The sequence below is a fragment of the Cupriavidus necator A5-1 genome, assembly GCF_000744095.1.
Taxonomy (GTDB): Bacteria; Pseudomonadota; Gammaproteobacteria; order Burkholderiales; family Burkholderiaceae; genus Cupriavidus; species Cupriavidus necator_A.
Map to the genome: position 1 here is coordinate 3,697,324 of NZ_JQLI01000001.1, position 26,516 is coordinate 3,723,839.

20 protein-coding genes and 2 pseudogenes are annotated in these 26,516 nt (G+C 69.8%); 15 read left to right on the top strand and 7 right to left on the bottom strand.

Annotated features, from left to right (window positions below; genetic code table 11):
* Positions 1–114 precede the first annotated feature (114 nt).
* Both K307_RS16460 and K307_RS49495 read right to left on the bottom strand, forming a co-directional pair.
* Complete coding sequence (locus tag K307_RS16460) at positions 115–279, bottom strand: FmdB family zinc ribbon protein (RefSeq protein WP_042879673.1); 165 nt, start codon at positions 277–279, stop codon at positions 115–117.
* Positions 280–930: 651 nt separating this feature from the next.
* Positions 931–2,307 (bottom strand): hypothetical protein, encoded by a 1,377-nt coding sequence (locus K307_RS49495; protein WP_051974930.1) that lies wholly within the window; start codon positions 2,305–2,307, stop codon positions 931–933.
* Between the two features lie 34 nt (positions 2,308–2,341).
* Here K307_RS49495 and K307_RS49500 point away from each other — a divergent pair, with 34 nt between their 5' ends.
* The 4 genes and pseudogenes from K307_RS49500 to K307_RS16475 all read left to right on the top strand — a co-directional run bounded on the left by K307_RS49500 (position 2,342) and on the right by K307_RS16475 (position 6,033).
* Positions 2,342–3,346 (top strand): sensor histidine kinase, encoded by a 1,005-nt coding sequence (locus K307_RS49500; protein WP_230625719.1) that lies wholly within the window; start codon positions 2,342–2,344, stop codon positions 3,344–3,346.
* Between the two features lie 190 nt (positions 3,347–3,536).
* Positions 3,537–3,998, top strand: a pseudogene (locus tag K307_RS49505) (response regulator); the annotation flags it as partial.
* A gap of 247 nt (positions 3,999–4,245) precedes the next feature.
* Positions 4,246–4,509, top strand: a complete 264-nt coding sequence (locus K307_RS16470) for an Hpt domain-containing protein (protein WP_051974933.1) — start codon at positions 4,246–4,248, stop codon at positions 4,507–4,509.
* Positions 4,510–4,641: 132 nt separating this feature from the next.
* Positions 4,642–6,033: an MFS transporter gene (locus K307_RS16475; protein ID WP_080745045.1), complete on the top strand. Its 1,392-nt coding sequence runs from the start codon at positions 4,642–4,644 to the stop codon at positions 6,031–6,033.
* Between the two features lie 157 nt (positions 6,034–6,190).
* Here K307_RS16475 and K307_RS16480 read toward each other — a convergent pair whose 3' ends face one another.
* The 3 genes from K307_RS16480 to K307_RS16490 form a co-directional block, all read right to left on the bottom strand.
* Positions 6,191–7,165, bottom strand: coding sequence for a Bug family tripartite tricarboxylate transporter substrate binding protein (locus tag K307_RS16480; protein WP_042879677.1), 975 nt, complete (start codon positions 7,163–7,165; stop codon positions 6,191–6,193).
* A gap of 85 nt (positions 7,166–7,250) precedes the next feature.
* Positions 7,251–8,063, bottom strand: coding sequence for an SDR family oxidoreductase (locus K307_RS16485; RefSeq protein ID WP_042879679.1), 813 nt, complete (start codon positions 8,061–8,063; stop codon positions 7,251–7,253).
* 33 nt (positions 8,064–8,096) lie between these two features.
* On the bottom strand, positions 8,097–9,029 hold the full coding sequence (locus K307_RS16490) for an IclR family transcriptional regulator (RefSeq protein ID WP_042879680.1): 933 nt from the start codon (positions 9,027–9,029) through the stop codon (positions 8,097–8,099).
* Positions 9,030–9,605: 576 nt separating this feature from the next.
* Between K307_RS16490 and K307_RS16495 the strand changes: the two genes are divergently transcribed.
* From K307_RS16495 to K307_RS16515, 5 genes are all read left to right on the top strand, one after another.
* Positions 9,606–10,469: a branched-chain amino acid ABC transporter permease gene (locus K307_RS16495; protein WP_042879681.1), complete on the top strand. Its 864-nt coding sequence runs from the start codon at positions 9,606–9,608 to the stop codon at positions 10,467–10,469.
* Positions 10,470–10,481: 12 nt separating this feature from the next.
* On the top strand, positions 10,482–11,513 hold the full coding sequence (locus tag K307_RS16500; RefSeq protein WP_042879683.1) for a branched-chain amino acid ABC transporter permease: 1,032 nt from the start codon (positions 10,482–10,484) through the stop codon (positions 11,511–11,513).
* On the top strand, positions 11,506–12,270 hold the full coding sequence (locus K307_RS16505) for an ABC transporter ATP-binding protein (protein ID WP_042879684.1): 765 nt from the start codon (positions 11,506–11,508) through the stop codon (positions 12,268–12,270). Before K307_RS16500 ends, K307_RS16505 begins: the two co-directional genes overlap by 8 nt.
* A complete protein-coding gene (locus K307_RS16510; RefSeq protein ID WP_042879686.1) occupies positions 12,257–12,964 on the top strand; it encodes an ABC transporter ATP-binding protein in 708 nt (235 codons plus the stop codon). The genes K307_RS16505 and K307_RS16510 overlap by 14 nt, the downstream gene beginning before the upstream one ends.
* A gap of 139 nt (positions 12,965–13,103) precedes the next feature.
* Positions 13,104–14,276, top strand: a complete 1,173-nt coding sequence (locus K307_RS16515; protein WP_042879689.1) for an ABC transporter substrate-binding protein — start codon at positions 13,104–13,106, stop codon at positions 14,274–14,276.
* Between the two features lie 110 nt (positions 14,277–14,386).
* On the opposite strand, the gene K307_RS16520 is transcribed toward K307_RS16515, so the two are convergent.
* A complete protein-coding gene (locus K307_RS16520; RefSeq protein ID WP_230625721.1) occupies positions 14,387–17,224 on the bottom strand; it encodes a DUF6600 domain-containing protein in 2,838 nt (945 codons plus the stop codon).
* 282 nt (positions 17,225–17,506) lie between these two features.
* Positions 17,507–18,835: a putative bifunctional diguanylate cyclase/phosphodiesterase gene (locus K307_RS16525; protein ID WP_042879691.1), complete on the bottom strand. Its 1,329-nt coding sequence runs from the start codon at positions 18,833–18,835 to the stop codon at positions 17,507–17,509.
* Between the two features lie 247 nt (positions 18,836–19,082).
* Here K307_RS16525 and K307_RS16530 point away from each other — a divergent pair, with 247 nt between their 5' ends.
* The 6 genes and pseudogenes from K307_RS16530 (at position 19,083) to K307_RS16555 (ending at position 26,482) form a co-directional block, all read left to right on the top strand.
* The gene (locus tag K307_RS16530; RefSeq protein ID WP_042879692.1) at positions 19,083–20,663 is read left to right on the top strand and encodes a methyl-accepting chemotaxis protein; all 1,581 of its coding nucleotides are present in this window, start codon (positions 19,083–19,085) and stop codon (positions 20,661–20,663) included.
* Positions 20,664–20,698: 35 nt separating this feature from the next.
* On the top strand, positions 20,699–21,175 hold the full coding sequence (locus K307_RS16535) for a chemotaxis protein CheW (RefSeq protein WP_042879694.1): 477 nt from the start codon (positions 20,699–20,701) through the stop codon (positions 21,173–21,175).
* Positions 21,172–22,443, top strand: coding sequence for a CheR family methyltransferase (locus tag K307_RS16540; protein ID WP_042879695.1), 1,272 nt, complete (start codon positions 21,172–21,174; stop codon positions 22,441–22,443). The genes K307_RS16535 and K307_RS16540 overlap by 4 nt, the downstream gene beginning before the upstream one ends.
* The gene (locus K307_RS16545) at positions 22,436–23,131 is read left to right on the top strand and encodes a chemotaxis protein CheW (RefSeq protein ID WP_042879698.1); all 696 of its coding nucleotides are present in this window, start codon (positions 22,436–22,438) and stop codon (positions 23,129–23,131) included. Before K307_RS16540 ends, K307_RS16545 begins: the two co-directional genes overlap by 8 nt.
* Positions 23,128–25,463 (top strand): annotated as a pseudogene (locus K307_RS16550) (hybrid sensor histidine kinase/response regulator). Before K307_RS16545 ends, K307_RS16550 begins: the two are co-directional and overlap by 4 nt.
* Positions 25,460–26,482 carry a chemotaxis response regulator protein-glutamate methylesterase gene (locus tag K307_RS16555; protein ID WP_042879700.1) on the top strand — a complete coding sequence of 341 codons (1,023 nt, stop codon included), beginning with the start codon at positions 25,460–25,462 and terminating at the stop codon, positions 26,480–26,482. Before K307_RS16550 ends, K307_RS16555 begins: the two are co-directional and overlap by 4 nt.
* Positions 26,483–26,516: the final 34 nt, after the last annotated feature.

Consider the following 26,516-nt stretch of genomic DNA (forward strand, 5'->3'; position numbering starts at 1 on the left):
ACACCATGCGCCACGCATGAAAACAGGCGTGCCGTTGTCATACAACTCCGGCACGTCGCGCGCCGCCGCACCATGGCGGCGGCGCGCAGACCCTCCAGGGATTGTTGTTCGGACTCAGCTCTTGCGCTGGGTCACTGCCACGAACGGGGCCGGCGCGTGCTGCACGGACTGGCTGCCGCAATTCGGGCAATTCGGATGGGAAGAGGCATGTTCTGCGAGATGCTCGGTTTTCTCGAACATATGGCCGCACTTCTCGCAGCGGTATTGGTAGACGGGCATGGCATTCCCTCAAGCGGTGCACGCGCCACGGGCGCCGCAAGCGCCACCTTGGCCGTAGCCGGATGCTGCGCCACGTCATTTGCCGGGCGCGTGTCAGGTTCATTCTAGGACAGCGATTTGCCACGCGCAGCGTGAAAATGCCGCTGTGCGACATGCCAGGCTGCGTGGGCATGCGTGCCGGTGTCATTCCGAATCCACTTGCCGCCGCGGCGGTTTTGCGCCCCGCAATGATTTCAGGCAAATGACCTGGCACCGGTGTCGCGGATCAGGCGATGCAATCGCGCGCAAACCCGGGCCAGGCGCGCCGCCATGGCGCCGTACTCTCTGGCAGGTCTTGCCATTCCCGCATTGCAGTGCCAGCCGCCCTCCTCCCCGGAACTAGCCGAATTACGATTCAACGGGGCGAGGAACATAGCCAGAATGCGGAATTTGTGATGACGCAATGACCTGGCGCAACCGGAACCGGCCGGTTGCCATCCCGATCCGGAGACGCTCTGCAATGATTCCCCCACCCCGACTGGTGTCGTGCCCGCGTGGCCGCGCCATTCCCCTGCCTGTGCCGGACACGGCCGCCGCCCCATCCCACCGGTGCGCTGCGCCGGGCAGCATCGCGCACGCCGCGCCCCACTGTGCGCCCAGTGCCGTCCAATGTCAGCTTCTTGAACACAGGATCCAAGGTATGCACGACCGAGTCATACGTGTCGCCCTGGCGGACGACCACCCGCTGGTCGTGGCCGCCCTGCGCGACTGCCTGCAGCGCACCGCCGGCGTCGAAATCACCTGCGAATGCCGCAACGGCACCGAGTTGCTGGGCGCACTGGACAAGCGACGATCGCGGTGCTGATCGCGATCGTGCTGTTCTCCCGCCTGCTCGCCGGCCTGGTGGCGTGCAAGCACCTGGACTACCGCCGCAGCCACGTGTCGCAGTACGTGGCCTCGATCGCGCAGCTGCTGCACAACGAATTGTCGTTCCTGCGGCGCACCGTGCTGACGATCCGCTACTACCCTGACGCGCGTGCTCCCGACCCCTCGCGCGAAGCCGGCTACGAGGCGTTCCGGCGCACCGGCGCGGCCAGCGTCCACGTCGAGACCGTGCACAAGGATTACCACCTGCTTGCCGCCGACGCCACGCGGCGCGCCTGGGGTGCCACGCTGCCGGCGCAGTTCATGCGCCTGCGCCAGATCGCGCTGGCGACCGTGGCCACGCAGCAGGCGTTCGATCTCGACCACGGCGCCTACGCGGTCTCGCTCAACGAAGACAGCGCCATTGTCATCAGCCAGCCAGATACCGGCGCGCGCGCGCCAATGGCGCTCGACCCGACGCTGATCCCCCTGCTGCGCACGCGGCTGACGCAGGCGCTGCTGGACCGCACCGGCCACGCCGTGCCGGCGCGCGACGAGCAGGTCTGGGTCGGCCCGCTGCGCCATCCGGTAGACGATTCCCCCATCATGGTGCTGGCCGGCGCCGCCTATGTCGGCGATACCCCGGACATGCTGGTGGCCGCGTGCGTGCCGGTGCAGGCCTTCCTCGCCAAACTGCGGCGGCCCAGCGAGCCGGCCCTGCTGACGCTGCTGAACGAAGCCGACGAGGTGGTCGACGTCTCGCCGCGCGAGTGGCCGGCAGCGGACGCCACCGTCCGGGCGGTCACCGCGCGGGCGCGCCAGATGTCGCATGACTCGCTGCACTACACGCGCTCGGGCGTGCTGCTGGTGCAGGAGTTGCGCGCGGAGTTCGGGCTGCTGGCCTACTACCTGCCGTACCGGATGCTGGCTTCCGCGCTGGCGGCTGAACTCGCCGTCATCCTCGGCGCCATGCTGCTGCTGGTGGGTGCGATCGTGCTGAGCGCGCGCTACTGGAGCCGGCACCTGCTGCGGCGCACGCACGCTGAAGCCTCGCGCGCGCTGGAAAGCGAACTGATGAACCACATCCTGGTCAGCGCCACGCCGGTCGGGCTGTGCATCGTGCGCCAGCGCGACTACGCCGTGCTGACGTCCAACCGGCTGGCCGATACGCTGCTGCAACTGCACGGCCGCGAGCGCCTGCTGCCGGATGCCGTGGCCGATGGCTTCGGCATTCCGCCGCGCCGCGGGGGGCGGCCAGGCCGCCCAGGCCGCCCAGTCCGCCATCGCCAGCTTTACCGTCGCGGCGCCTCTGGAAGCCGCCGACGCGCAGCCCCCAGGTGGCGAGGCCGGGCAGCGCTTCCTGCAGGTCACGTACGCGCCAGCGCGCTATTGCGACGACGAGGTGCTGTTCTGCGCCGTTCAGGACTGCAACGCGCAGCAGGCGCTGCAGGAGCAATTGCGCTCGGCGCAGCAGGCCACCGAGGCCATGATGCGCGTGCGCGCCGCCTTTTTTGCCGCGATGAGCCACGAGATCCGCACGCCGCTGAATGCGCTGCTGGGCAACCTCGAACTGCTGGCGCGCAGCGCCGGCATGGAAGCCTGTGCGCCGCGGCTCAAGGTGCTCGACACCGCCGCCGAGTCATTGCGCCGCATCGTCAACGATGTGCTGGACTTCTCCAAGATCGATGCCGGCAAGCTCAGGCTGGTCAACGAACCCTTCCGCCCCATCGATGCGGTGGAAAGCCTGGCGCTGACCTACGCGCCGATGGTGGCCGGCCGCGCCATCCGCTTCCACCTGTACCTGTCGCCGTCGCTGGACGTGGAAGTCATCGGCGACCGCACGCGACTGGTGCAGGTGTTCAACAACCTGCTCAACAACGCCTTCAAGTTCACCGCCAGCGGCCGCATCACGGTCAGCGGCGATATCCGCCAGGACGAGCTTGGCACCCAGCGGCTGGTCTGCCGCGTCAGCGACTCCGGCATCGGCACGCCGCCGTCGCTGCTCGCACGCGCGTTCCAGCCGTTCGTGCAGGGCGATGCCGTCAGCGCCAGCCGCTATGGCGGCACCGGGCTGGGACTGTCGATCTGCGCGCGGCTGTGCGAGCTGATGGGCGGCAACATCGCGGTGGACAGCGTGCAGGACGTGGGCAGTGCCTTCACGGTGTCGATCCGACAGCGCCGCTGGAACCGGCGCCGGCGCTCGATTCGCGGAGCGGCCATGTGATGGTGCTGTGCCAGGACGCGCGCACCGGCGATCATCTCGAAGCGTGGCTGAATGCGGCGGGCTGGCCAATGTCCTGGGCTCGCTGGCCGCGGTGCAGGAAACCCTGCATTTCAAGGCGCCCCAGGTCATCGTGGCCACCGACGAGTATCCGCTGGGAACCCTTGCCAGCCTGCGCGAGGCCACGCAGATCATGGTGGTGTGGGTCACGCTGGAGGGCCCGCACCGTGCGCGCCAGCGCGCGCCCGGCGTCCTGGAGGTCACCGCGTTCAGCCACCGCGCGCTGCTTGAGTGCGTGGCGCTGGCGGTCGACAGCGCGGCGCCGGCCCCCGGGTACGCACCACCGCAGCGACTGCCCGCATTGGCCGCGGCAACGGCGGCGCCGACGATCCTGGTCGCCGAGGACAACCCGCTGAACCAGGCCCTGATCACCGAGCAGCTGCAGACGCTCGGCTGCCAGCCGATCGTGGTCGGCAACGGCAAGCAGGCGCTGGCGGTGCTGGAAAGCACGCGTGTCGACGCGGTGCTGACCGATATGCACATGCCGGTGATGGACGGCCACGAACTGCTGAGCGCGGTGCGCGCGCAGCATCCCTGCATACCGGTGCTGGCCTTCAGCGCGTTCACGAGCGAATCGTCCGAAGACTGGCAGCAGCGCGGATTCAGCGGGTACGTGCCCAAGCCGGCGTCGCTGCAGGACCTGCAGGCATGCTTGCGCGGGCTGCCGGGGCTGGCGGACATTGGCAGCGCGGTGAGTGGCGCACGGGCGCTGGCAGCGGAGACGCGCCAGTGGCTATGGCGGGGGGCGCTGCGGCTGCCGTTATCGATGGCGATATCTCCACCGATTCCGATAGCGATTCCGCTACCGGCAACCCCGCCGACGCCGACGCCGCTACGAAACCATGCTGCGCAGCCAGCTCCGGCACGACCTGCCGGAACTGGCCCGCATCGTGGCACTGCGGGACCTGCCGGCCCTGCGGCGCTGGGCGCACGCCACGGCGGGCGCCTTCATGATCGTGCGCCGCAAGTCCATCGTCGGCGAGTGCCGGGCGCTGGAAGCGCTATGCGACGGCAGCGCAGGCTGGACACCGGCCACAGCGGCCGCGGCCAAAGCGCTGCAGGCACGGCTGCAGCGCTATATGACGGCCGGGGAGGCGGCCGGATAGCGGCGCAGCGACGGCCCCTACCACAATTGGCGGATTTGCGAGTGCCGCCACGCGGGACGATAATGGCGGTGCCGTGCCCTGGCCGCCACCCTGGCTATTCCTGGCGCGGCATTGTCTTCAATGTTTCCCCCCATGCAGCCAGAACAAGGCCTCCCCCAGCCACAGCGCACCTGGGCGATCCTCACCGTTTTCTGCGGCCTGATCATGGCCGTGCTCGATGGCTCGATCGCCAACATCGCCCTGCCCTCGATCTCGCGCGAGCTGCACTCCGACCCGGCCAGCACCATCTGGGTGGTCAACGCCTACCAGCTGACAGTGACCGTGTGCCTGCTGCCGCTGTCTTCGCTGGGCGATATCCTCGGCTACAAGCGCGTGTACCGTGCGGGGCTTGCAACCTTCCTGGTGGGCTCGCTGCTGTGCGCGCTGGCGGTCAACCTGCCGATGCTGGTGGCGGCGCGCGTGCTGCAGGGCATCGGCGGTGCCGGCATCATGAGCGTCAATACCGCGCTGGTGCGATTTATCTATCCGCCCACCAAGCTGGGCCGCGGCATCGGGCTGAACGCGCTGGTGGTGGGCGTGACCATCGCCGTGGGTCCGTCGCTCGGGGCACTGATCCTGGCGGTGGCGAGCTGGCAGTGGCTGTTCGCCGTGAACGTGCCGGTGGCGATCTTCGCGCTCGCGCTGAGCCGCACCGCGCTGCCGGCGACGCCGCCGCAGCCGCGCGATTTCGACTATCCCAGCGCGGCGCTGTCGGCGCTGGTGTTCGGCATGTTTATCCTCAGCGTGGACGGGCTCGGGCACGCCGGCTGGCGCATTGCCGGCGGCGTGGGACTGGCCGCGGCCGTAGTGCTGGGCTGGCTGCTGGTGCGGCGCCAGCGCGGACGGGCCGCGCCGCTGGTGCCGGTGGACCTGTTCGCCAGCCGCGCCTTCACGCTGGCGGTGGGCACGTCGTTCTGCTCGTTCATGACGCAGATGCTCTCCTTCGTGGCGCTGCCCTTCTACCTGGAGTACCAGTTGGGCCGCTCGCTGCAGGAAACCGGGCTGCTGATCACGCCCTGGCCGCTGATGGTGGCGATGATGGCGACGGTATCGGGCCGGCTGTCGGACCGCTATCCGGCCAGCATCCTCGCCGGCGTCGGGCTGGCCATGCTGGCGGGCGGGCTGGTCGGGCTGGCGACGCTGGGGCCGGATGCGAGCAGCCTGGATATTGCCTGGCGCATGGCGATGTGCGGCACGGGCTTCGGTTTCTTCCAGTCGCCCAACAATCGCGCCATGATCGGCGCCACGCCGCCGGAGCGCAGCGGCGGCGCCAGCGGGGCGCAGGCGACCACGCGGCTGCTGGGGCAGACGACCGGCACGGCGGTGGTGGCGCTGTTGTTCAGCCTGGCGCCGACCGGAGCGGCACGTATCGCGTTGTATGTGGCAGCGGTCGTGGCGACGCTGGGGGCGGTGATCAGCCTGAGCCGGTTGCGGGATACGAATGGCGTGGAGCCTGCGCGGACGGCGGTGGAGCCGGACGCTTAGGCCCTTCGCTCATCGATTGTGGGCAAACCGGCGGTGTTGCGGATCGGATTACAGAACCGTGGAGGTCGCACACCGATTGTGTGCGCCCTCTCCCGCTTGCGGGAGAGGGTTGGGGAGAGGGGAGCAAACCGTCGCCGCAGAGGGAACCGGCGGACGCTTACTCCGCCTTCGCGCCCGATTCCTTCACCACCTTCGCCCACTTCGCGATCTCCTGGCGCTGGTACGACGCCAGCTTCTCCGGCGAGCCCAGGATCGGGTCCAGCCCCAGCGTCTTCAGCCTGGCCTGCACGTCCGGCAGCGTGAAGATGCGGTTGAACTCAGCATTGAGCTTCGCCACTACCTCCTTCGGCGTGTTGGCCGGTGCGAACACCGCAAACCACGAATCCGCCTCGAAACCCGGCAGGCCCTGCTCGGCCAGCGTCGGGATATCCGGCGCTGAAGCCGAGCGCTTCGCGCTGGTAATGCCCAGCGCGCGCAGCTTGCCTTCGCGCACCACCGGCAGCGCCGACGGCAGGTTGTCGAACATCATCGTGATATGGCCGCCGAGCAGGTCGGGGATGGCCATGGCGCGACCCTTGTAGGGCACGTGCGTGATCTTGACCCCGGCCATCGAATTGAACATCTCGCCCGCCACGTGCGGCGAGGTGCCGACGCCGGGCGTGCCGAAGGTCAGCGCGCCGGGCTTGGACTTGGCCAGCGCGATCAGCTCGGCCGTGGTCTTCGCCGGCACGCCGGGGTTGACCACCAGCACGTTGGGCGTCGAGGCGATCAGCATGACCGGCGCGAAATCCTTCACCATGTCGTACTGCATCTTGCTGTACAACGCGCCGTTGATCGAGTGCGTGCCGACCGTGCCCAGTGCCAGCGTGTAGCCGTCTGCCGGCGCGTGCGCCACCGTCTCGGCGCCGATATTGCCGCCCGCGCCGGGCTTGTTGTCCACGATCACGGGCTGGCCCCACGACGGCGAGATCTTTTCCGAGATGATGCGGGCCAGCGTATCGGGCGCGCCGCCGGTCGGGAAGCCGACCACGATCCGGATCGGCTTGGCGGGCCAGGTCTGCGCGAGCGCGGGGGCCGCGCCGGCCAGCGCGGATGTGACAAGCATTGCCGCGGCAAGGGTGCCGAAACGCATGGGTGCTCCTCCTGTTGCCGGCGGCTGCGTGGCCGCCCGCTATGTGAAGACGGCGGCCACTGCCGCCGTCTGAACCTGCCGCGCCCTACACCGCGATGCCGCCGAACTCCTGCATCACCTTGTCGTGCAGGCGCCGCATGCCGCGCAGCCAGCGGTCGTAGTCCTGGCCCTTGCGGCGATAGTACTCAAGCACCTCGGGGTGCGGCAAGATCAGGAAGCGCTCGTCGGCCACGCCTTCCAGCGTCATCGCTGCCACATGCTCGGCGGTGACCGAGCCTTCCTGCAGGAAGCCCTTGCGCTCGCCCTTCTCGCCGAACAGCATATTGGTCTGCACCCCTTGTGGGCAGATGCAGCTGACCTTGATGCCACGGTCGCCGTAGGTGATCGACAGCCATTCGGCAAAGCCGATGGCGGCATGCTTGGTCACCGCATACGGCGCCGAGCCGATCTGCGACAACAGCCCCGCGGCCGACACGGTGTTGACGAAGTAGCCGTCGCCGCGCTCCAGCATCTGCGGCAGCACCGCGCGCGCCGCATGGATATGCGCCATCACGTTGATCTCCCAGATGCGCTGCCAGTCGTCGGCGCTCGCTTCCAGGCCCTTGCGCAGAATGATGCCGGCGTTGGAGCAGAAGATTTCGACCTGGCCGAAGCGGCGCGTGGCTTCGTCGACCAGGCCCTGCACCGCGGCGGCATCGGCGACGTCGACCGCCTGCGCGAACACGTCGCACGCCGGCACCGCGGCCTGGATTTCGGCGGCCACGGTGGCGGCGCCCGCCGCGTTCAGGTCGGCCACCGCCACGCCGCGCGCGCCGGCCTGGGCAAAGGCCAGCGCCAGCGCGCGTCCGATGCCGGTGGCGGCGCCGGTCACCACCACGGTCTTGTTGCGTACTTCCATCGGTTGTCTCCTCGTTGAATAGGGATGGCCGCGTCAGTCGTTGGACGCGTGGGTGCAGGGTTCGGAGTGGGGCTCGGGCTGCGCCGACACAACGCGGGCCGACGCACGCGCGCCGCCCGGCTGCCACAGGCGCGATTGCAACGTCTCGGCCAGTTCGCGGATGCGCGGGCCCAGGTTGCCTTCCAGGATCTCCGGCGACAGCCGCGCCGCGGCACCGCCGATATTCAGCGCCAGCACCTCGCTGCTGCCCGCCAGCCGCAGCGGCGCGGCGGCACCGCTGACAGTGCGGTCCCATTCGGCATGCGCCACGCAAAAGCCGCGCCGCGCGTGGTCGCGCAGCGCGCGTTCGATGCCGGCGCGCACGCCGGGCCAGTCCGCGCCGTGGTGGCGCGCCAGCTCGGCCAGCGCGGCCTCGCGGTGGTCGGCGTCCAGTCCCGCCAGCCAGGCGCGGCCGATCGCCGAGGTCGCCATCGGCAGGCGCGCGCCGTGCGCCAGCCGGATCACCAGCGCGCCGCGCGGCTGGCAGCTTTCCAGGTAGACCATGGCGTGCCGGTCCGGCATCGCCAGCGCCACCGTGCAATCGGTGGCGAACGCCAGCGACTGCATCAGCGGCTGCGCGATCTCGCGGATGCCGGCGCCAGCCACATAGCGGTGGCCGAGCGCCATCGCGCCCTGGCCGAGCCGATATTTCTCGATGGCCTCGATATAGGTCAGGTAGCCGAGCGTGGCCAGCGTATAGGTGAGCCGCGACACGGTCGGGCGCGGGATGCCGGTGCGCCGCGACAACTCCGCATTGCCGAGGTAGTCATCCCGCGGTCCGAAGGCACGCAACAGCTCCATGCCGCGCGCCAGCGCCGTGACGAAATTGCGGTCGTCGGCGCAGCCAGCGCCCGCCTGCGCATCGGCCGGCGCCAGCGTGTGCGCGGCGTCGGGTGGCGGCATCGGGATGGTGGTGGTGCGCTTCATGGGCAGACGGTCCGGAACAAGACTCTTGATAACAGCTTCGGGGCCGCGCAGTGGACCGGTATGTAGGGAAAACATAGGGGTCATATGCGCCGTCGATGGCGGCGGGTAGACCCTCTCGGGGCATACCCGAATACGTTCCGCCGGCTATTTCGCTGTGCGGAATACTCGCCCGCTTTCCTTGACGATGCTGCGAAGCGTATGCAACAGTCGGTGAAAACGAACGACCGTGCGGGAACACTCCCGACACCTCGTCACCGGCTCGCAACGCCGCCGTCCATGCTGACGCGGCCAGCGTCCCGGCTTGCCGGGCGGCCATCGCGCCGCATCGCACAGGAGACAGCCATGCAGCACCTGCAACACGCATCCGCGCACCCGCACCGTGATTTCCACGGCGCGCTTCACCACGGTGGGCCACGGTGCCACGCCCGCGCAGCGGCGCGCGCACCCGCCTTGCCGCCCGCCTGATCCTCGCCCCCTGATTCCTTTGCCGTGGCCGCGCCTGGCGCCGCCGCGACGGAGCACGCACGGCCCGCGCCTGCGCGTGCCTGGTTTCCCCGAACCGCACGAGGTACCCCTGTGGCATTGTTCCTTCAACAGATCCTGAACGGCCTGACGCTGGGCGGCGTGTACAGCCTGGTGGCCCTTGGCCTGACGCTGGTCTACGGCATCCTGCACGTGCCCAACTTCGCGCACGGCGCGTTCTACATGGCCGGCGCCTACGTCTCCTACTACCTGATGACGTCGCTCGGCGTGAATTACTGGCTGGCGATGCTGGGCGCGGCGCTGGTGGTGGCGGCGCTGTCGATGCTGGCCGACCGGCTGGTGTTCCACCCGCTGCGCAACTCGCCCGAACTGCACGACATGATCGCGGCGATCGGCATCCTGCTGTTCCTGGAAGCCGGCGCGCAGGCGCTGTGGGGCGCGGACTTCCACCGCATGCCCACGCCGTACGGGCAGATCGTCGATATCTTCGGCCTGACCGCACCGCTGCAGCGGTTGCTGATCATCGGCGCCGCCTTTGCGCTGATGGTGCTGCTGCACCTGTTCCTCACGCGCACCATGACCGGCGCCACCATCATGGCGATGGCGCAGAACCGCGAAGGCGCAGCGCTGGTCGGCATCGATGCCACGCGCGTGACGCTGCTGGTCTTCGCCATCTCCGGCGCGCTCGCCGCGATCGCCGCCACGCTCTATGCGCCGATCAACCTGGTCTACCCCAGCATGGGCAACCTGGTGATCACCAAGGCCTTCGTCATCATCATCCTGGGTGGCATGGGCAGCATCCCCGGGGCCATCGTCGGCGGGCTGATCATCGGCATGGCCGAGAGCTTCGGCGGCTTCTACGTTTCCACCGACTACAAGGACATCATCGCCTTCGTGCTGCTGGTGGTGATCCTGTCGATCCGGCCGCAGGGCCTGTTTGCCGGCAAGGCAGCCTGAGGAGCGCAAGACATGAAAGCACTGCAAGGAAAAACCGGCTGGATGCTGCTGCTGGCACTGGCCATCGCCTTCCCGCTGATCACGCCCAACAGCTACTACCTGACCGTGATGACGCTGGCATTCATCTATGCCCTCGCCACACTGGGGCTGAACCTGATCACCGGCTATACCGGCCAGCTCAACCTGGCGCACGGCGGCTTCATGGCGATCGGCGCCTATACGCTGGGCATCCTGACCGTGGACCACCAGGTGCCGTTCTGGCTGGCGTTCGCGCTGGCGGGCGTGGTCTGCATGGTGCTGGGCTATGTGGTCGGCGTGGTGTCGCTGCGGCTCAAGGGCCATTACTTCTCGATCTTCACCATGTGCATCGGCTACATCATCTACCTGCTGATCGAGAAGTGGGAAAGCCTGACCCACGGCACGGTGGGCCTGATCGGCATCCCGGTGCCGGCGTCGATCGGCCCGGTCGCGTTCGACAGCGTGCAGGCCCAGTACTACCTGGTGCTGTGCTTCCTGGCCATCGGCACCTTCCTGATGCACCGCATCGTCACCTCGCTGCTGGGCCGCAGCTTCATGGCCGTGCGCAACAGCGACGCGCTGGCCGAGGCGCTGGGCATCAACCTGATGCGCACCAAGGTGTTGTCGTTCGTGCTGTCGGTGGGCTACGCCGGCTTTGCGGGCGCGCTGTACGCCGGCCAGGTGCGCTTCCTGGGACCGGACATCGCCCGCACTGACCTGACCTTCGACATGGTGATGTCGATGCTGGTGGGCGGCATCGGCACGATCTTCGGGCCGCTGCTGGGTGCGGTGCTGGTGCCGTGGGTCACGCAGTCGCTGCAGTTCATGCAGGACTACCGCATGCTGGTGTTCGGCCCGGTGCTGATCCTGCTGATCATCTTCTTCCCGGACGGCATCGCCGGCTCTTACCTGAAGAAGCAGGCGCGCAAGGCCGCGGCCGCGCGGCGCGGCAAGCTGGCGCAGTCGGCGCCCGCTCCCGCCCCTGTCCAGACCCCGACCACCCGCGCCGGAGCCGACCATGCTTGAGATCCGCAACCTCACCAAGAAATTCGGCGGCCTGACCGCGGTGCACGACGTGTCGGTGACCTTCGAGCAAGGGCATATCAACGCCATCATCGGGCCCAACGGCGCCGGCAAGACCACCTTCTTCAACCTGGTGGCGGGCACGCATGCGCCCAGCTCCGGCCAGATCCTGTTCAAGGGCCAGGACGTCGCCGGCCTGCGCGCCGACCAGATCGCGCGCCTGGGCGTGGCGCGCACCTTCCAGGCCACGGCGCTGTTCGACCGCGCCACGGTGCTCGACAACCTGATCGTCGGCCACCGCCTGCGCACCCACTCCGGCCTGCGCGACGTGCTGTTCAACACGCGCCGCCTGCGTGAAGAAGAGCGCTTGTGCCGCGACAAGGCCGAAGCGGCGCTGGACTTCGTCGGGCTGTCGCACCTGGCGCACGAGGTCGCCGCCGATATCACGCAAGAGGCGCGCAAACGGGTGGCCTTTGCGCTGGCGCTGGCGACCGACCCGGAGCTGCTGCTGCTCGACGAACCGGCAGGCGGCGTCAACCCGGAAGAGACCGTCGGCCTCGCGGAGCTGATCCGCAAGATGGTGCGCCATGGCAAGACGGTCTGCCTGATCGAACACAAGATGGACATGATCATGCGCCTCGCCGACAAGATCATGGTGCTGAACTACGGCGAGAAGATCGCCGAAGGCACGCCCGCGCAGATCCAGCAGGATCCCCATGTCATCGAGGCCTACCTGGGAGCCGACCATGTTGCAGCTTGAACGCGTTTCGCTGTCGTACGGCAGCTTCCGCGCCCTCGACAACATCACCCTGCACGCCAGCGCCGGCGAGCTGGTGGTGCTGCTGGGCGCCAACGGCGCCGGCAAGAGCTCGATCTTCCTGGCGATGAGCGCGATCCACCGCATCAGCGGCGGCAGCATGCGCTTTGACGGGCGCGAGCTGTCGGGCATGAAGCCGTCGCAGATCGTGCAGGCGGGGCTGGTGCATTGCCCCGAGGGCCGCAAGCTGTTCCCGGCGATGAGCGTGGAGAAGAACCTGGTGCTGGGCGCCTATGTGCACCGGCGCGATGGCGCGGGTATCCGCAAGACGCTGGAAGAGGTCTATGAACTGTTCCCGATCCTGCGCCAGAAGAAGGATGATCCGGCCGGCTCGCTGTCGGGCGGACAGCAGCAGATGGTGGCGCTGGGGCGTGCGCTGATGAGCCGGCCGCGCGCGCTGCTGCTCGACGAGCCGTCGCTGGGGCTGGCGCCGCTGGTGGTCAGGCAGATGTTCGAGATCATCCAGCGCATCAACCGTGCGGGCACGACGGTGCTGTTGGCGGAGCAGAACGCGTATGCGGCGCTGGGGATTGCGCATCGCGCCTATGTGATCGAGAGCGGGCGGATCGTGATGGAGGGGGATCGGGATACGTTGCTGATGGATGAGGGGATTCGGAAGGCGTATATCGGGGGATAGGTAGACGTGTGGTAGCCGCGATGCCGTACCCCTTACCGATTGCGGGCTCCCTCTCCCGCTTGCGGGAGAGGGGAGCAAACAAGCGGTTCAGCAAGGCATGGCAGACATAACAAGACGTAGTACTTTCAGGAGACAAGACATGCAACACAACATCATGCGCCGTATCTTCCCGCTGGCCGCCACCGCCGTGGCCGCCATGCTGGCATCGGGCGCCGCGCTGGCGCAGGAAGTGGTCAAGATCGGCTATACCGGCCCGCTGTCGGGCGGCGCCGCGCTGTATGGCAAGAACGTGCTGTCGGGCGTGCAGATGGCCGTGGACGAGATCAATGCCTCGGGCCTGGAGGTCAAGGGCAAGAAGGTCAAGCTGGAAGTGGTGGCGCTGGACGACAAGTATTCGCCCGCCGAGGCCGCGATCAACGGGCGCCGCCTGGTGCAGCAGCACAAGACCGCAGCGATCTTCGTGCCGCACTCGGGTGGCATCTTCGCGCTGCAGGCCTTCAACGAGCAGGAGAAGTTCCTGGTGATGGCCTACTCCAGCGTGCCGCGCATCACCGACGCCGGCAACAAGCTGACCATCCGCATCCCCCCGGCCTACACCGGCTATATCGAGCCCTTCATCAAGGCGCAGATGAAGCGCTACGGCAAGAACGTGGCGCTGGCGCCGGCCGACCACGACTACGCCAAGGCATGGGTGCAGGCCTTCACGCCGGCGTGGGAAGCGGCCGGCGGCAAGGTGGTGGCCAACAACCCGATGTCGTACACCAAGGCGACCGATTTCTACAGCGGCGTGTCGCGCGCGATCAGCGAGAAGCCGGACGTGATGTTCGTCGGCGGCCCGTCGGAGCCGACCGCGCTGGTGGTCAAGCAGGCGCGCGAGCTGGGCTTCAAGGGGGGCTTTATCGTGATGGACCAGGCCAAGATGGACGAGATGGCCAGGGTCACCAACGGCCTGGGCATGCTGGAGGGCTCGATCGGCGTGCTGCCGCTGGTCAACGACAGCCGCCCGGCCGCGCAGAACTTCAACGCCAAGTACAAGAAGCTGCATGACGGGCGCGATGCCACCACCGAGATGTCGCTGAACTACACCATGGTGTATGCGCTTGCCGGCGCGATGAAGCTGGCCGGCAGCACCAGCGATGCCGCGGCGATCCGCGCGAAGATGCCTGATGCTGTGAAGGGGCTGGCCAAGGAGGTCAATCCCAACGAGGTCGATGGCATCGATGCCAAGGGTGGGTCGATGGCCGATACCGTGGTGGGCTGGGTGCAGAACGGCAAGATCTCGCAGGTACGGCTGTCTGAACTGGCAAAGTAAGCGAAACTGAGGTGCCGCTTCGCGCGGCGCCGGCAAATGAAAAAGAACCCCGGCAGGCCGCAAGGCTTGCCGGGGTCGATTTTTATCTTCTTACCAGCCCGCGCGCTGCGCTACTGGCGGCGATCGCCATCCCGCCCGTTGCGCGCCTCCATCTGACCGCGCTCGTGCTGCGCGCGCTGCTGTTGCTGCTGTTGTTGTTGTTGCCGTTGCTGCTCCATCTGCTGGCGCTGCCGCTCCTGCATCTGCCGTTGCTGGTCCTGCTGCTGGCGCTGCTGCTCCTGCATGGCGCGCTGCTGCTCCTGCGCGGCGCGTTGCTGCTGCTCGTGCACCTGGCGCTGCATGGCCTGCTGGCGTTGCTGCTCCTGCATCTGCCGTTGCTGCTCCATCTGCTGGCGCTGCACGGCCTGGGCCTGGGCCTGTGCCTGGGCTTGCGCCTGGCGCTGCTGCGCCTCCTGTGCCTGCCGCTGCTGCTCGAAGCGCTGGCGCTGCATCTCCTCGCCCTGGCGCTGCTGCTCGGCCATCTGGCGCTGCCGCTCCACCTGTTGGCGCTGCTGGTCGGCGGCCTGCCGCTGCTGCGCGTCGAACTGGCGCTGCTGCTCCATCTGCTGCCGTTGCGCGTCCTGCGCCTGGCGCTGCCGCCCTTCCTGCATTTGCCGCTGCTGCTGGGCCTCCTGCGCCTGGCGTTGCTGGGTTTCATGCATCTGCCGCTGCTGCTGCGCCTCCTGCATCTGCCGCTGTTGCTCGAAGCGCTGGCGCTGCATCTCCTGCGACTGCCGCGCCGGATCGGGACGATCCTGGCCGTCGGCCCACTGGCGCTGCTGGGCGCGCAGCTGCTCCTGCTGGCGCCGGTCCATCGCCTCCTGCTGCTGCCGCTGCAGTTCGCGCGCCTGCTGCTGTTCGCGTGCCTGGCCTTGCCACTGGCGCTGCTGCTCCTGCTGGCGGCGGTCCATCGCTTCCTGCTGCTGACGCTGCAGTTCACGCGCCTGTTGCTGCGGGTCCTGCCCCTGGCGCTGCTGTCGCTGCAGGGCTTCCTGCTGCTGCCGCTGCATCTCGGGCAACTGCCGTTGCTGGTCGCGCAGCGCGCGTTGCTGTTCCATCTGCTGGCGCTGCAGCGCCTGCTGCTGTTCGCGCTGCATGGCCTGGGCCTGGCGTTGCGCGTCGGGCGCACCCGGCTGGCCGGCGAAGCCGCGTGCCTCGTCCGGGCGGTTGCTGGCGCCCCGGCCGTTGCCGCGCCACGGCTCAGCCGGCGCGTTTGCATTGCCGCGATCGCGCGCCGCGATGGCGGCCTGGCTCATGCGCACCTCGGGTGCCGGGCGCGCCTCGGCGCGTCCGGGACGCCCGCGCTCACCGCGATCCACGCGATCCATGCGCTCGCCGCGCCAGACCGGCCCCGCACCTGGCACGACCGCGCCCTCGCGCGCAAAGCGCCGGGCCAGGTCATCGCTGGCGGGCCGACCCGGCGGGCGCGCGGCGATGGCCTGGCGCTCGAAGCCATGCCGCGCCTGCGGCGGCAGCGGCCGCGCCGGGGCCGCGCCCAGCAGGCTGCCCTTGACGGGTGCCACCGGCGGCCCGCCGCGGGCCTCGCCCGTCGGCAGGTTGCGCCATTCCTCGCGGTGCATGCCGCGCACCGGCCGGCCTTCGACAAAGTTGCGCGCCGGCATGCCGGTGATCGCACCGGGCACGTTGCGGTTGGCGTAGGGGCCAGGGCGGCGATCGCCCATCACGATGTTGTTGACGGTAACGCGGTTGATGCGCGCGACGTAGGTCGGGCTGGCCCGATAGGCCGGACGGTACGCGTCGCGCGGAGCCAGCGGATACCAGGCCACGCCAGGCCCGTTGCCCACCCGCACATTCCAGTGCGGACCGCCGCCGCCGACGAAGGCAACTACCGCAGGTGCGTAGCACGGATGCCCCACGCGCGGCCCGGGTACCCAGCCCCAGCGTGTGCCGACATAGGCCCAGCGGCCGTAGTGCGAGGGCGCGAAGCCCCACGGCGCATCGTCGATCCAGGTCCAGCCCCACGGCGCAATCCACGCCCAATGCCCGGCGCTGTATGGCGCCCAGCCCGCGCTCACCACGCGCGGGAACCAGACCGCGCCATAGCCGGGGTCTTCCTGCCAGTCGCCGTAGTCGTCCAGCGCGGCATAGCCCGGCATCTCGCGCGGCAGGTAGCGCGCCGATGGCGAGGCGTCTTCGCGCGCATCGCGGGCCGCGGTCCAGCGGTCGAAGGCGTCTTCCGGCGCGCCGCCGCCGCCCGCATCGGCCAGGTCGGTGCCGGCAAAACGCATGCGGTCGCCGCGCTGCATTTCGATCGAGCGGCTGTCGCCGTAGACCACGGCGCTGCCGTGGCGCATGGTGACGGTGGTGGTGCTGCCGTCGGGCGCGACGTCAAGGCGGTAGTCGCCCGGCTCGCGCGGGACGAAGGCCAGGTTGGGGGTATCCACCTCCACGGTCTGGTCCTGCGGCAGCGCGCGCACGCGCAGTTGCAGCGTGCCCTGGGTCAGCTTGACCTGCGTGGTACTGTCGTCCAGGTTCAGGATGCTGGCCGCAGTGGCGCCGCCCATCCGGATCGCCACAGTGCCCGCGTGCAGCTCGGCGCGGCCGCCGGCGTCCAGCCACAGCCGGTCGCCGGTGGTGACCGGTCGGTTCAGGCCCGCCGCGGCCCAGTCGTCCGACCCCGCCGGCGCAAAGCTCAGGTTGCCGTCGACGGCGGTCAGCGTGGCGATGCGCGAGGACGGGTCGATCTGCTGGGCCGAGGCGTCGGCCACCGGCGCATCGAGGTAAGCGTCGCCGGGCGCGGGGGGGACCTGCGCCAGTGCAGCGGCCGCCACGGCCAGGCCGGCGGCCGCCGCCAGCGCGGTCAGGGCCAGCCGGGAGCGCTGCGCGCGGCGGTTGTGGCCGGCAGCCTGGGAAGGAACTCGGGAAGAATCGCGGGAGGGATCGAACATGGATGTCGGCAACGGGAACAAGACGCTTCAGGGCGCGCCTGCCTGCGGCAGCCGTCACCCTATTGTCACCATACATGGCGCCGGGCGCGACGGCATGCGCGGGCCGGCGGACTTTGTAAGCTTGTATTTCGCCATGTGGCACTGCAATGCGAACGGCGTGGCGGCCCGAGTCAGGCTGCGAGCGGGCGGCAGGTCAGCGGCCGTGCGGGCGGGTCTCGGGGGGTGTCAAAGGTGGAAACAACTCTTTCCCGACAGCCAGGCTGGCAAGGGTTTTCCCGGGGCTCAGCCGCCCGCCTGCTCGCGCAGGCGCTGGGTCAGCTGCTCGGCCGGCATCGGGCGGCCGTACAGGTAGCCCTGCGCCTCATGACAGCCGTTGGCCAGCAGGAAGTCGCGCTGCTCGGGCGTTTCCACGCCTTCAGCCACCACGCCGATGTGCAGGCTCGCCCCCACGCTGATCACCGAGCGCACGATCGCCGCATCGACCGGATCTTCGGTCACGTTGCGGATAAAGGACTGGTCGATCTTGAGCCGGTCCACCGGGAACGACTTCAGGAAGCTGAGCGAGGCATAGCCCGTGCCGAAGTCGTCGCAGGTCAGCGTCACGCCGTCGCGGCGCAGCGCCTGCAGCTGGTCGGAAACCTCGTCGCCCTGCTGCAGCGCGATGGTCTCGGTGATCTCGATTTCCAGGCAGTCGGGCGCCAGCTCCAGCGCGCGCAGCACGTGGCGCACCTCGGTCAGCAGGCGGCTCTCGGACAACTGCGCGGCAAACAGGTTGATCGCCACGCGCGGCGCCTGCGGAAAGGCCAGCGACCATGCGCGCGCCTGCGCGCACGCGGTCTGCAACAGCCACATGCCGACATCGCTAGCGATACTGCTCGCGGCCAGTGCATCGATGAAAACGGCCGGCGTCAGCAGCCCGCGCGTCGGATGGCGCCAGCGCATCAGCGCTTCGGCGCCGCGGATGCGGCCGTCGCGCAGGTCTACCTGAGGCTGGTACAGCAGTTCGAACTGGCGTTGCGCATAGGCTTCGTGCAGCGCCTGCACCAGCGACAGCCGCGTGGTCACGTCCGAGCGCATCTGCGGCTTGAAGAAACGCATGGTGCGGCCGCCGTCGTGCTTGGCGCGGGCCAGCGCCAGGCTGGCGGCGGCCAGTACGTCGGAGCCCTGTTCGCCGGCGGCGGGAACCACGCAGGCGCCGATGCTGGCCAGCACATGGTGGCGGCGGCCGTCATGCTCGTGCGGGGACGACAGCATCGACAGGATAGCGGCGCCGACATGGCGCACCAGCGTGGGATCGGAAATGGAGGGCAGCAGCACGCCGAATTCGTCGCTGCCGACGCGGCCGATGGCGGCGTCGCGGGGAGAGGCGTCGCGCAGGCGCCGGGCCACGCGCTGCAGGACGGTGTCGCCTTCGGCATGCCCGTGCATGTCATTGAAGGCGCGGAAGTCGTCGATACCGATGAGCAGCAAAGCACAACGGGGCACAGCCTCGCTCTGCAGGCGCACCTCCAGCCGCTTCAGAAATCCCTGGCGATTGTCAACGCCGGTCAGCGGATCGAGATCCGAGCCTGGCGAGGCACCAGTCGCCTTCGCTCCCGACTTGGCCACCATCCCTGCCCCATCTGTAATTGTCGACATTGTTACCTGCAAGCAATTTAGCAAGTGTGACGAAAACTTGGAAAAAATCAAGCAGTTCCGATTTGCGCGCAAACGGCAATGCGGCGGCGCAACGCCGGTCGTCCGCCGCGCCGCCTTGTGCGTTGAATCGGCACCCGGCTTGCAGTACCCTACCGCGCACCGAGCCGCCCCCCCCCCCCCCGGGCCGCGCCCCCGCCCCGGCGCGGCAGCCAGTGCGGCGATGCGGGCAACGGGCGCTCCTGAACAAGAACATCACCGGGACTTCACCGTGAACCACTGGACCATCCGCACGCGCATGCTGGCAAGCTTTTCGCTGATCCTGCTTGTCATGGCCCTGATGGGCGTTGTCGCCTATACCCGCCTGAACGCGATTGAGCGCGGCACCGCGGTCCTGCTGCAAGACGCGTTGCCCGGGCTGACCTACAGCACCGGCATCCGCGGCGTCTGGGGCGAGCGCTACGTGCTGGCATGGGAGATCCTCAACGCTTCGGGCGACGCCGAACGGCGCGACCTCCAGCAGCGGGGCCAGGAGGTGGCGAGCCGACTGGACAAGTTCGAGCAGCAGTACGAAACCTCGATCCTGCGCGACGAGGACCGCGCCGCCTTCAAGACCTATCGCGACCTGCGCGCGCAATACGAACAGGCCGCGCAGGTCCTGGTCCGCCCCGGGGCATGGGACGCGGCCACCGCCCTGGCGGCAATGCGCGGCGACATCCACACACGCTGGAACGCCGCGCGCAATGCCGCGCAACACCTGGTGGACGACAACAGCGCCATCAGTACGCGCGCGGCGCATGGCATCGAGAAGGCCGTCGAAGCCGCCAAGATCGGCATCGAAGCCGCGTTGATCGCAGCCGTAATCGTCGCCGTGATCGCCGGCTACCTGCTGCTGCGCGCGATCACGGTGCCGATGCGGTCCATCGTCGACCTGCTGGCCGGCCTCCGAGGCGGCGACCTGCGCCTGCGCATGGCCTTGCGCCGCAAGGACGAGTTCCTCGAGGTCGAGGAAGGCTTCAACCAGATGAGCAGCGAGCTGACCTCGCTGGTGGGCCAGGCGCAGCGCACCGCGATCCAGGTCACCACCTCGGTCAACGAGATCGCCGCCACCGCGCGCGACCTGGTGCGCACCATCCACGAGGTCTCCAGCGCCGCCGAACAGACCGCGGGCCTGGCCGGCACCGGGCAGGTCGGCCTGTCGCGCATGGAAGGCACCATGCAGCATGTGATGGACGCCGCCGGCTCGGTCAACGCCAAGCTCGCCACGCTCAATGAAAGGGCCGGCAATATCAACCAGGTGGTGACCACCATCGCCAAGGTCGCCGACCAGACCAACCTGCTGTCGCTGAACGCCGCGATCGAGGCCGAGAAGGCCGGCGAGTACGGCCGCGGCTTCTCGGTGGTGGCCACTGAGATCCGCCGCCTGGCCGACCAGACCGCGGTCGCCACCTACGACATCGAGCAGATGGTGCGCGAGATCCAGTCGGCGGTGTCGGCCGGCGTGATGGGCATGGACAAGTTCTCTGAGGAAGTGCGCCGCGGCATGTCCGATGTCACCCAGGTTGGTGATCAGCTGTCGCAGATCATCGCGCAGGTGCAGTCGCTGGCGCCGCGCGTGCAGATGGTCAGCGAAGGCATGCAGGCGCAGGCGGGCGGTGCCGAGCAGATCAACCAGGCGCTGATGCAGCTGTCCGAGGCCGCGCAGCAGACCGTGGATTCGCTGCGGCAGTCGAGCCAGGCGATCGACGAACTGACGCTGGTGGCCAACGACCTGCGCAGCGGCGTGTCGCGCTTCAAGGTCTAGGCTGCCCCGCCACCGCGCCCCTGCGCGCCGCCGCCATGAAACTGTTCCTGCTGTTCCGCCTCGGCAATGACCACTATGCGCTCGATGCCGCCGAGATCGCCGAGGTGCTGCCGCTCACGCGCGTGAAGCAGATCCCCGGCGCGCCGGCGTGGGTGGCGGGCATGATGGAACGCCGCGGCCAGCCGGTACCCGTGATCGACCTGCCGGCGCTGGCCACCGGCGTGCCGGCGGCGCTGCGCACCAGCACGCGCACGGTGCTGGTCCACTACCGCCGCCACCAGGACGAGGCGCGGCGGCTGCTGGGCCTGCGGCTGGAATCCGCCACGCAGACGCTGCGCTGCCCGCCGGAATCGTTTGTCGATGGCGGCCTGGCCGGCGCCAGCCCGCGCTACCTCGGGCCGGTGCGCCAGGACGCGCGCGGCCTGGTGCAGTGGGTGCGCGTCGGGGCCCTGCTGCCAGACGAAATCCATGCCATGCTGTTCGCCGACACGTCACCGGAGGCCGCATCATGAGCACTGCCACGCACGTCGAGGCCCTGCTCAAGGCACGCATCGGCCTGGATGCCGGTTCCATCGGCATCGGCGCGGTGGAGCGCGCCGTGCGCGAGCGCAGCCAGGCGCTGCAGGCCGCCGACACCCAGGCCTACTGGAACCTGCTGCACGGCACCGCCGACGAAATGCAGGCGCTGATCGAGGCCGTGGTGGTGCCTGAGACCTGGTTCTTCCGGCATCGCGAAGCCCTGCTGGCGCTGGGCCGCTTTGCCGCCGAGCGCGCCTTCGCCGACACCGCGCACACGCTGCGGGTGCTGAGCCTGCCCTGCTCCACCGGCGAGGAACCCTACTCGATCGCCATGGCCATGCTCGATGCCGGCGTGCCGCCGGCGCGCTTTCGCATCGACGCGGTGGACATCAGCGCCCGCGCGCTGGCCCGCGCGCGCGCGGGCGAATACGGGCCCAACGCCTTCCGCGGCGCGCCGCTGGATTTCCGCGCGCGCTATTTCACCGCCACCGCGACCGGCTACATGCTGGACCCGCGCGTGCGGGCGCAGGTGCGACTGCTGCAGGGCAACCTGGTCGATCCCGGCCTGCTGGCGGGCGAGCCGCCCTATGATTTCGTCTTCTGCCGCAACCTGCTGATCTACTTCGATGCGCCGGGGCAGCGGCGCGCGGTGCAAACGCTGGCGCGCCTGACCATGGCCGACGGGATGCTGTTCGTGGGGCCGGCCGAGGCCAGCCTGCTGAGCGCGCAGGGGCTGGAGTCGGTGGGCGTGCCGCTCACTTTTGCGTTCCGCAAGCCGGACCCAGCGCGCGCCGCGGCAGCGCCAGTCTCCGCACCCGTCCACGCCAAGCCGCCGCCACGGATGGCCGCGCCGCCCAGGCTGCCGCGCGCGCCGGTCCCGATGCGGCCAGCCCCCGTGCGTCCCGCGCCGGCTCCGTCGGCGACGGCGGCGGCCAGCGACCGCTCCGCCGCGCTGGCCCGCATTGCCGGCATAGCCGACCGCGGCGAACTCGAAGCCGCCACCTCGGCGTGCCTGGCCCTGCTCGACGGCCCGGGGCCGGATGCCGATGCCGACGCCTATTGCATGCTGGGCGTGCTGCACGACGCCGCCGGCCGCACCGCGCAGGCGCACGCCGCCTACCGCAAGGCGCTCTACCTGGACCCCGCGCACCAGGAAAGCCTGTGCCACCTGGCCGCGCTGCTCGACACCCTGGGCGACCACGACGGCGCCATGCGCCTGCGCCAGCGCGCGCAGCGCCACACCCGCAAGCACCATGGCTGAGCCACAAGGCATTCTCCTGCGCACCGACGCCGTCGACGACTGCTGGCGGCGCATCGGCGTAAGCGGCGACGGTTCCTGCCCCGCGCTGGCCGAACACGGACACTGCCGCAACTGCCCCACCTACGCCCAGGCCGCGGCGACGCTGCTGGACGCGCAACGGCTGGATGCGCTGCCGGACGAACTGCCCGATGCCGCCACCCTCGCCGAGGACCATCCGGACACGTCCACCGGGCGCGGCGCCACGCAGTCCTGCCTGGTGTTCCGCATCGGCGATGAATGGCTGGCCCTGCCGACCGCGGCGCTGGGCGAGGTCACGGCCCCCGCCCCGGTCCATTCGCTGCCGCACCGGCGCGATGCCGCGATGCTGGGGCTGGCCGCGGTGCGCGGCAACCTCCTGGCCTGCCTGTCGCTGGCGCGGCTGTTCGACGCGGGCGCCGCGCCGGCCGACAGCCACGGTAACGGCACCCGCTTCCTGATCCTCGGCCAGGGCCGCGGCGCCATCGCGCTGCCGGTGGCCGAGGTGTCCGGCATCGCCCGCGTACCGCAGCACGCGCTGCAGCCGTTGCCCGCCACGCTCGCGCGTGCGTCGGCGCGCTATACGCAGGCGCTGTTCGCCGACCAGGGCCGCACCGTCGGGCTGCTCGACGCGGCCCTGGTGCGCCAGGCGCTGGCACGGAGCCTGGCATGAATCCCGAGCAATTGCGCGACGCCTCGCTGCTGGAGCTGTTCGCGCTCGAAGCCGAATCCCAGGCCGACGTGCTCAATGCCGGGCTGCTGGCGCTGGAGCGCAACCCGGCCGCGGCCGACCAGCTCGAAGCCTGCATGCGCGCCGCGCATTCGCTCAAAGGCGCGGCACGCATTGTCGGGCTGGACGGCGGCGTGCGCGTCGCGCATGCGATGGAAGACTGCCTGGTGGCCGCGCAGGGCGGCATGCCGCTGACCGCCGCGCATATCGATGCGCTGCTGCAAGGCACCGACCTGCTGCTGCACATCGGCCATCCGCCCGGCGGCGACCTGGGCTGGGCCGACGGCGCCGGCCGCGCGCAGATCGATGCGGTGGTGCAGCGGCTGGGCACGCTGGACGGCGGCGCGGCGGCGCCGTTCGCCACGGCCCCGGCGCCGCTGCCGGAGCCATCGCAAACCGTGGCAGCCGAACCGGAACCCGCCGCTTCCGCGGCGCCTCCTGCGGATAGCGCCGAGCCGCTGGCCGCGCCACCACCGCAAACGCCGTCCCCTGCGACTGGGGCCGACGGGCACGAACGCATGCTGCGCGTCAGCGCCGACACGCTCGACCAGTTGCTGGCGTTGTCCGGCGAGGCCATGGTCGAGTCGCACTGGCTGCGCCCCTTCGGCAAGTCGCTGCAGAAGGCCAGGCGCCAGCAGGCGCGCGCGCTGCATGCCGCCGATACGCTGAAGGAGGCGCTGCAGCAAGTGCTGGACGGCAACGCCGGCGCGGCCGGCAGCGCGCGCGCGCGGCGCTGACGACATTGCGCGAGCTGCTGGATGACGGCCACAGCCAGCTCGCCGAGCGACTGGAAGAGTTCGACCAGTACGACCATCGCGCCACGCGGCTGGCGCGCCGGCTCTATGACAGCGCGCTGGCCTCGCGCATGCGGCCGCTGGCGGACGGCCTGACCGGCTACGCCCGCATGGTGCGCGACCTCGGCCGCAGCCTCGACAAGTCCGTGCACCTGGAGCTGATCGGCGCGGGCACGCAGGTGGACCGCGACATCCTGGAAGCGCTGGACGCGCCGCTGGCGCACTTGTTGCGCAACGCCGTCGACCACGGCATCGAGCCGCCCGAGGTACGCGCCGCGCAGGGCAAGCCCGCCGAGGGCCGCATCACGCTGCAGGCGCGCCACAATGCGGGCCGGCTGGTGATCGAGATCTTCGACGACGGCGCGGGCGTCGACCTGGAGGCCTTGCGTCGCGCCATCGTGCGCCGGCGCCTGGCCTCGGAAGATACCGCCACGCGGCTGTCGCAGGCCGAGCTGCTCGACTTCCTGCTGCTGCCCGGCTTCAGCATGCGCGACACCGTGTCCGAGGTCTCGGGCCGCGGCGTGGGCCTGGACGCGGTGCAGGAAATGGTGCGGCGCGTGCGCGGCAGCCTGCGCCTGACGCAGCAGCCGGGGCTCGGCCTGCATTTCCAACTGGAGTTGCCGCTGACGCTGTCGGTGGTGCGCACGCTGCTGGTGGAGGTCGCGGGCGAGGCCTATGCCTTTCCGCTGGGCCGCGTGCTGCGCGCGGCCGCGGTGGCGCGCAGCGAGATCGAGCAGACCGAAGGCCACCAGCATTTCCGCCACGAAGGCCGCGCGGTGGGCCTGGTCAGCGCCGCGCAGGTGCTGCAGCGGCCCGAGAGCGCGCAGGAACAAGACGATGTGCCGGTGGTGATCGTGGGCGAGGCGGAGCGGACCTACGGCATCGCCGTCGACCGCATGCTGGGCGAGCGGCTGCTGGTGGTGCAGCCGCTGCCGGCGGCGCTGGGCAAGGTCAAGGACATTGCCGCCGGCAGCCTGACCGACGACGGCACGCCGGTGCTGATCTTCGACGTGGAGGACGTGATCCGCTCGGTCGAGAAGCTGGTATCCGAGGGCCGCATCGCCGGCGTGCGCCAGGCGGCCGCGGCCAGCGTGCAGGTGCGCGCGCGGCGCGTGCTGGTGATCGATGACTCGCTCACCGTGCGCGAACTGCAGCGCAAGCTGCTGGCCGGGCGTGGCTACGACGTGGCGGTGGCGGTCGATGGCATGGACGGCTGGAACGTGCTGCGCGCCGAGCCCTTCGACCTGGTCATCACCGATATCGACATGCCGCGCATGGACGGCATCGAGCTGGTGCGCCGCATCCGGCAGGACGCCGCACTGCGCCAGCTGCCGGTGATGGTGGTGTCGTACAAGGACCGCGAACAGGACCGCCAGCGCGGCCTGGAGGCGGGCGCGGATTACTATCTGGCCAAGGGCAGTTTCCACGACGCCGCGCTGCTGGACGCGGTAAATGATCTGATCGGCGAGGCACGTACATGAAAATCGGCATCGTCAACGACTCGCCGCTCGCGGTGGCCGCGCTGCGCCGGGCGCTTGCGCTCGACCCGTCCTTCGAGATCGCCTGGGTCGCCGGCGACGGCGCGCAGGCCGTGCAGATGGCCGCCAGCCACACGCCGGACCTGATCCTGATGGACCTGCTGATGCCGGTGATGGACGGCGTCGAGGCCACGCGCCGCATCATGGCCGAAACGCCCTGTGCGATCGTGGTGGTCACCATGGACCTGGGCCGCAATGCCTCGCAGGTGTTCGACGCGATGGGCCATGGCGCCATCGATGCGGTCGACACCCCAACGTTGGCCGAAGCCGATGCGCAGCTCGCCGCCGGGCCGCTGTTGCGCAAGCTGCGCAATATCGGCCGGCTGCTGGCCGGCCGCGTCGCACCGCAGCACACGCTGGCGGCGCCGCCACGCGCGGTGGCCGCGCCGCGGCTGGTGGCTATCGGCGCCTCGGCCGGCGGGCCCGCCGCGCTGGCCACGCTGCTGGGCGCGCTGCCGGCCGATTTCGGCGCGGCGGTGGTCACGGTGCAGCATGTGGACGAGGCCTTTGCCGCGGGCATGGCCGACTGGCTCGACGGCCAGTGCGCGCTGCCGGTGCGCCTGGCGCGCGCCGGCGACACGCCGCGGGCGGGCACGGTGTTGCTGGCAGGCACCAACGACCACCTGCGCCTGACCAGCCCCACGCGCATGGCCTACACTGAGCAACCGTGCGACTACCTGTACCGGCCTTCCATCGACGTCTTCTTTGAAAGCGTGGTGGAGCACTGGCGCGGCGACGTGGTCGGCGTGCTGCTGACCGGCATGGGGCGCGACGGCGCGCTCGGACTGAAGGCGATGCGCGAGCGCGGCTTCCTCACCATCGCCCAGGACCGCGCCACCAGCGCCGTGTACGGCATGCCCAAGGCCGCCGCGGCCATGGGCGCCGCCGCCGAGATCCTGCCGCTGCCGCGCATCGCGCCGCGCCTGGTGCAGGTTTGCGGCAGCCGTACCGTACTACCCTGACGAGGCGCTTTCCAGGCAGATAGCGAAAAACTGT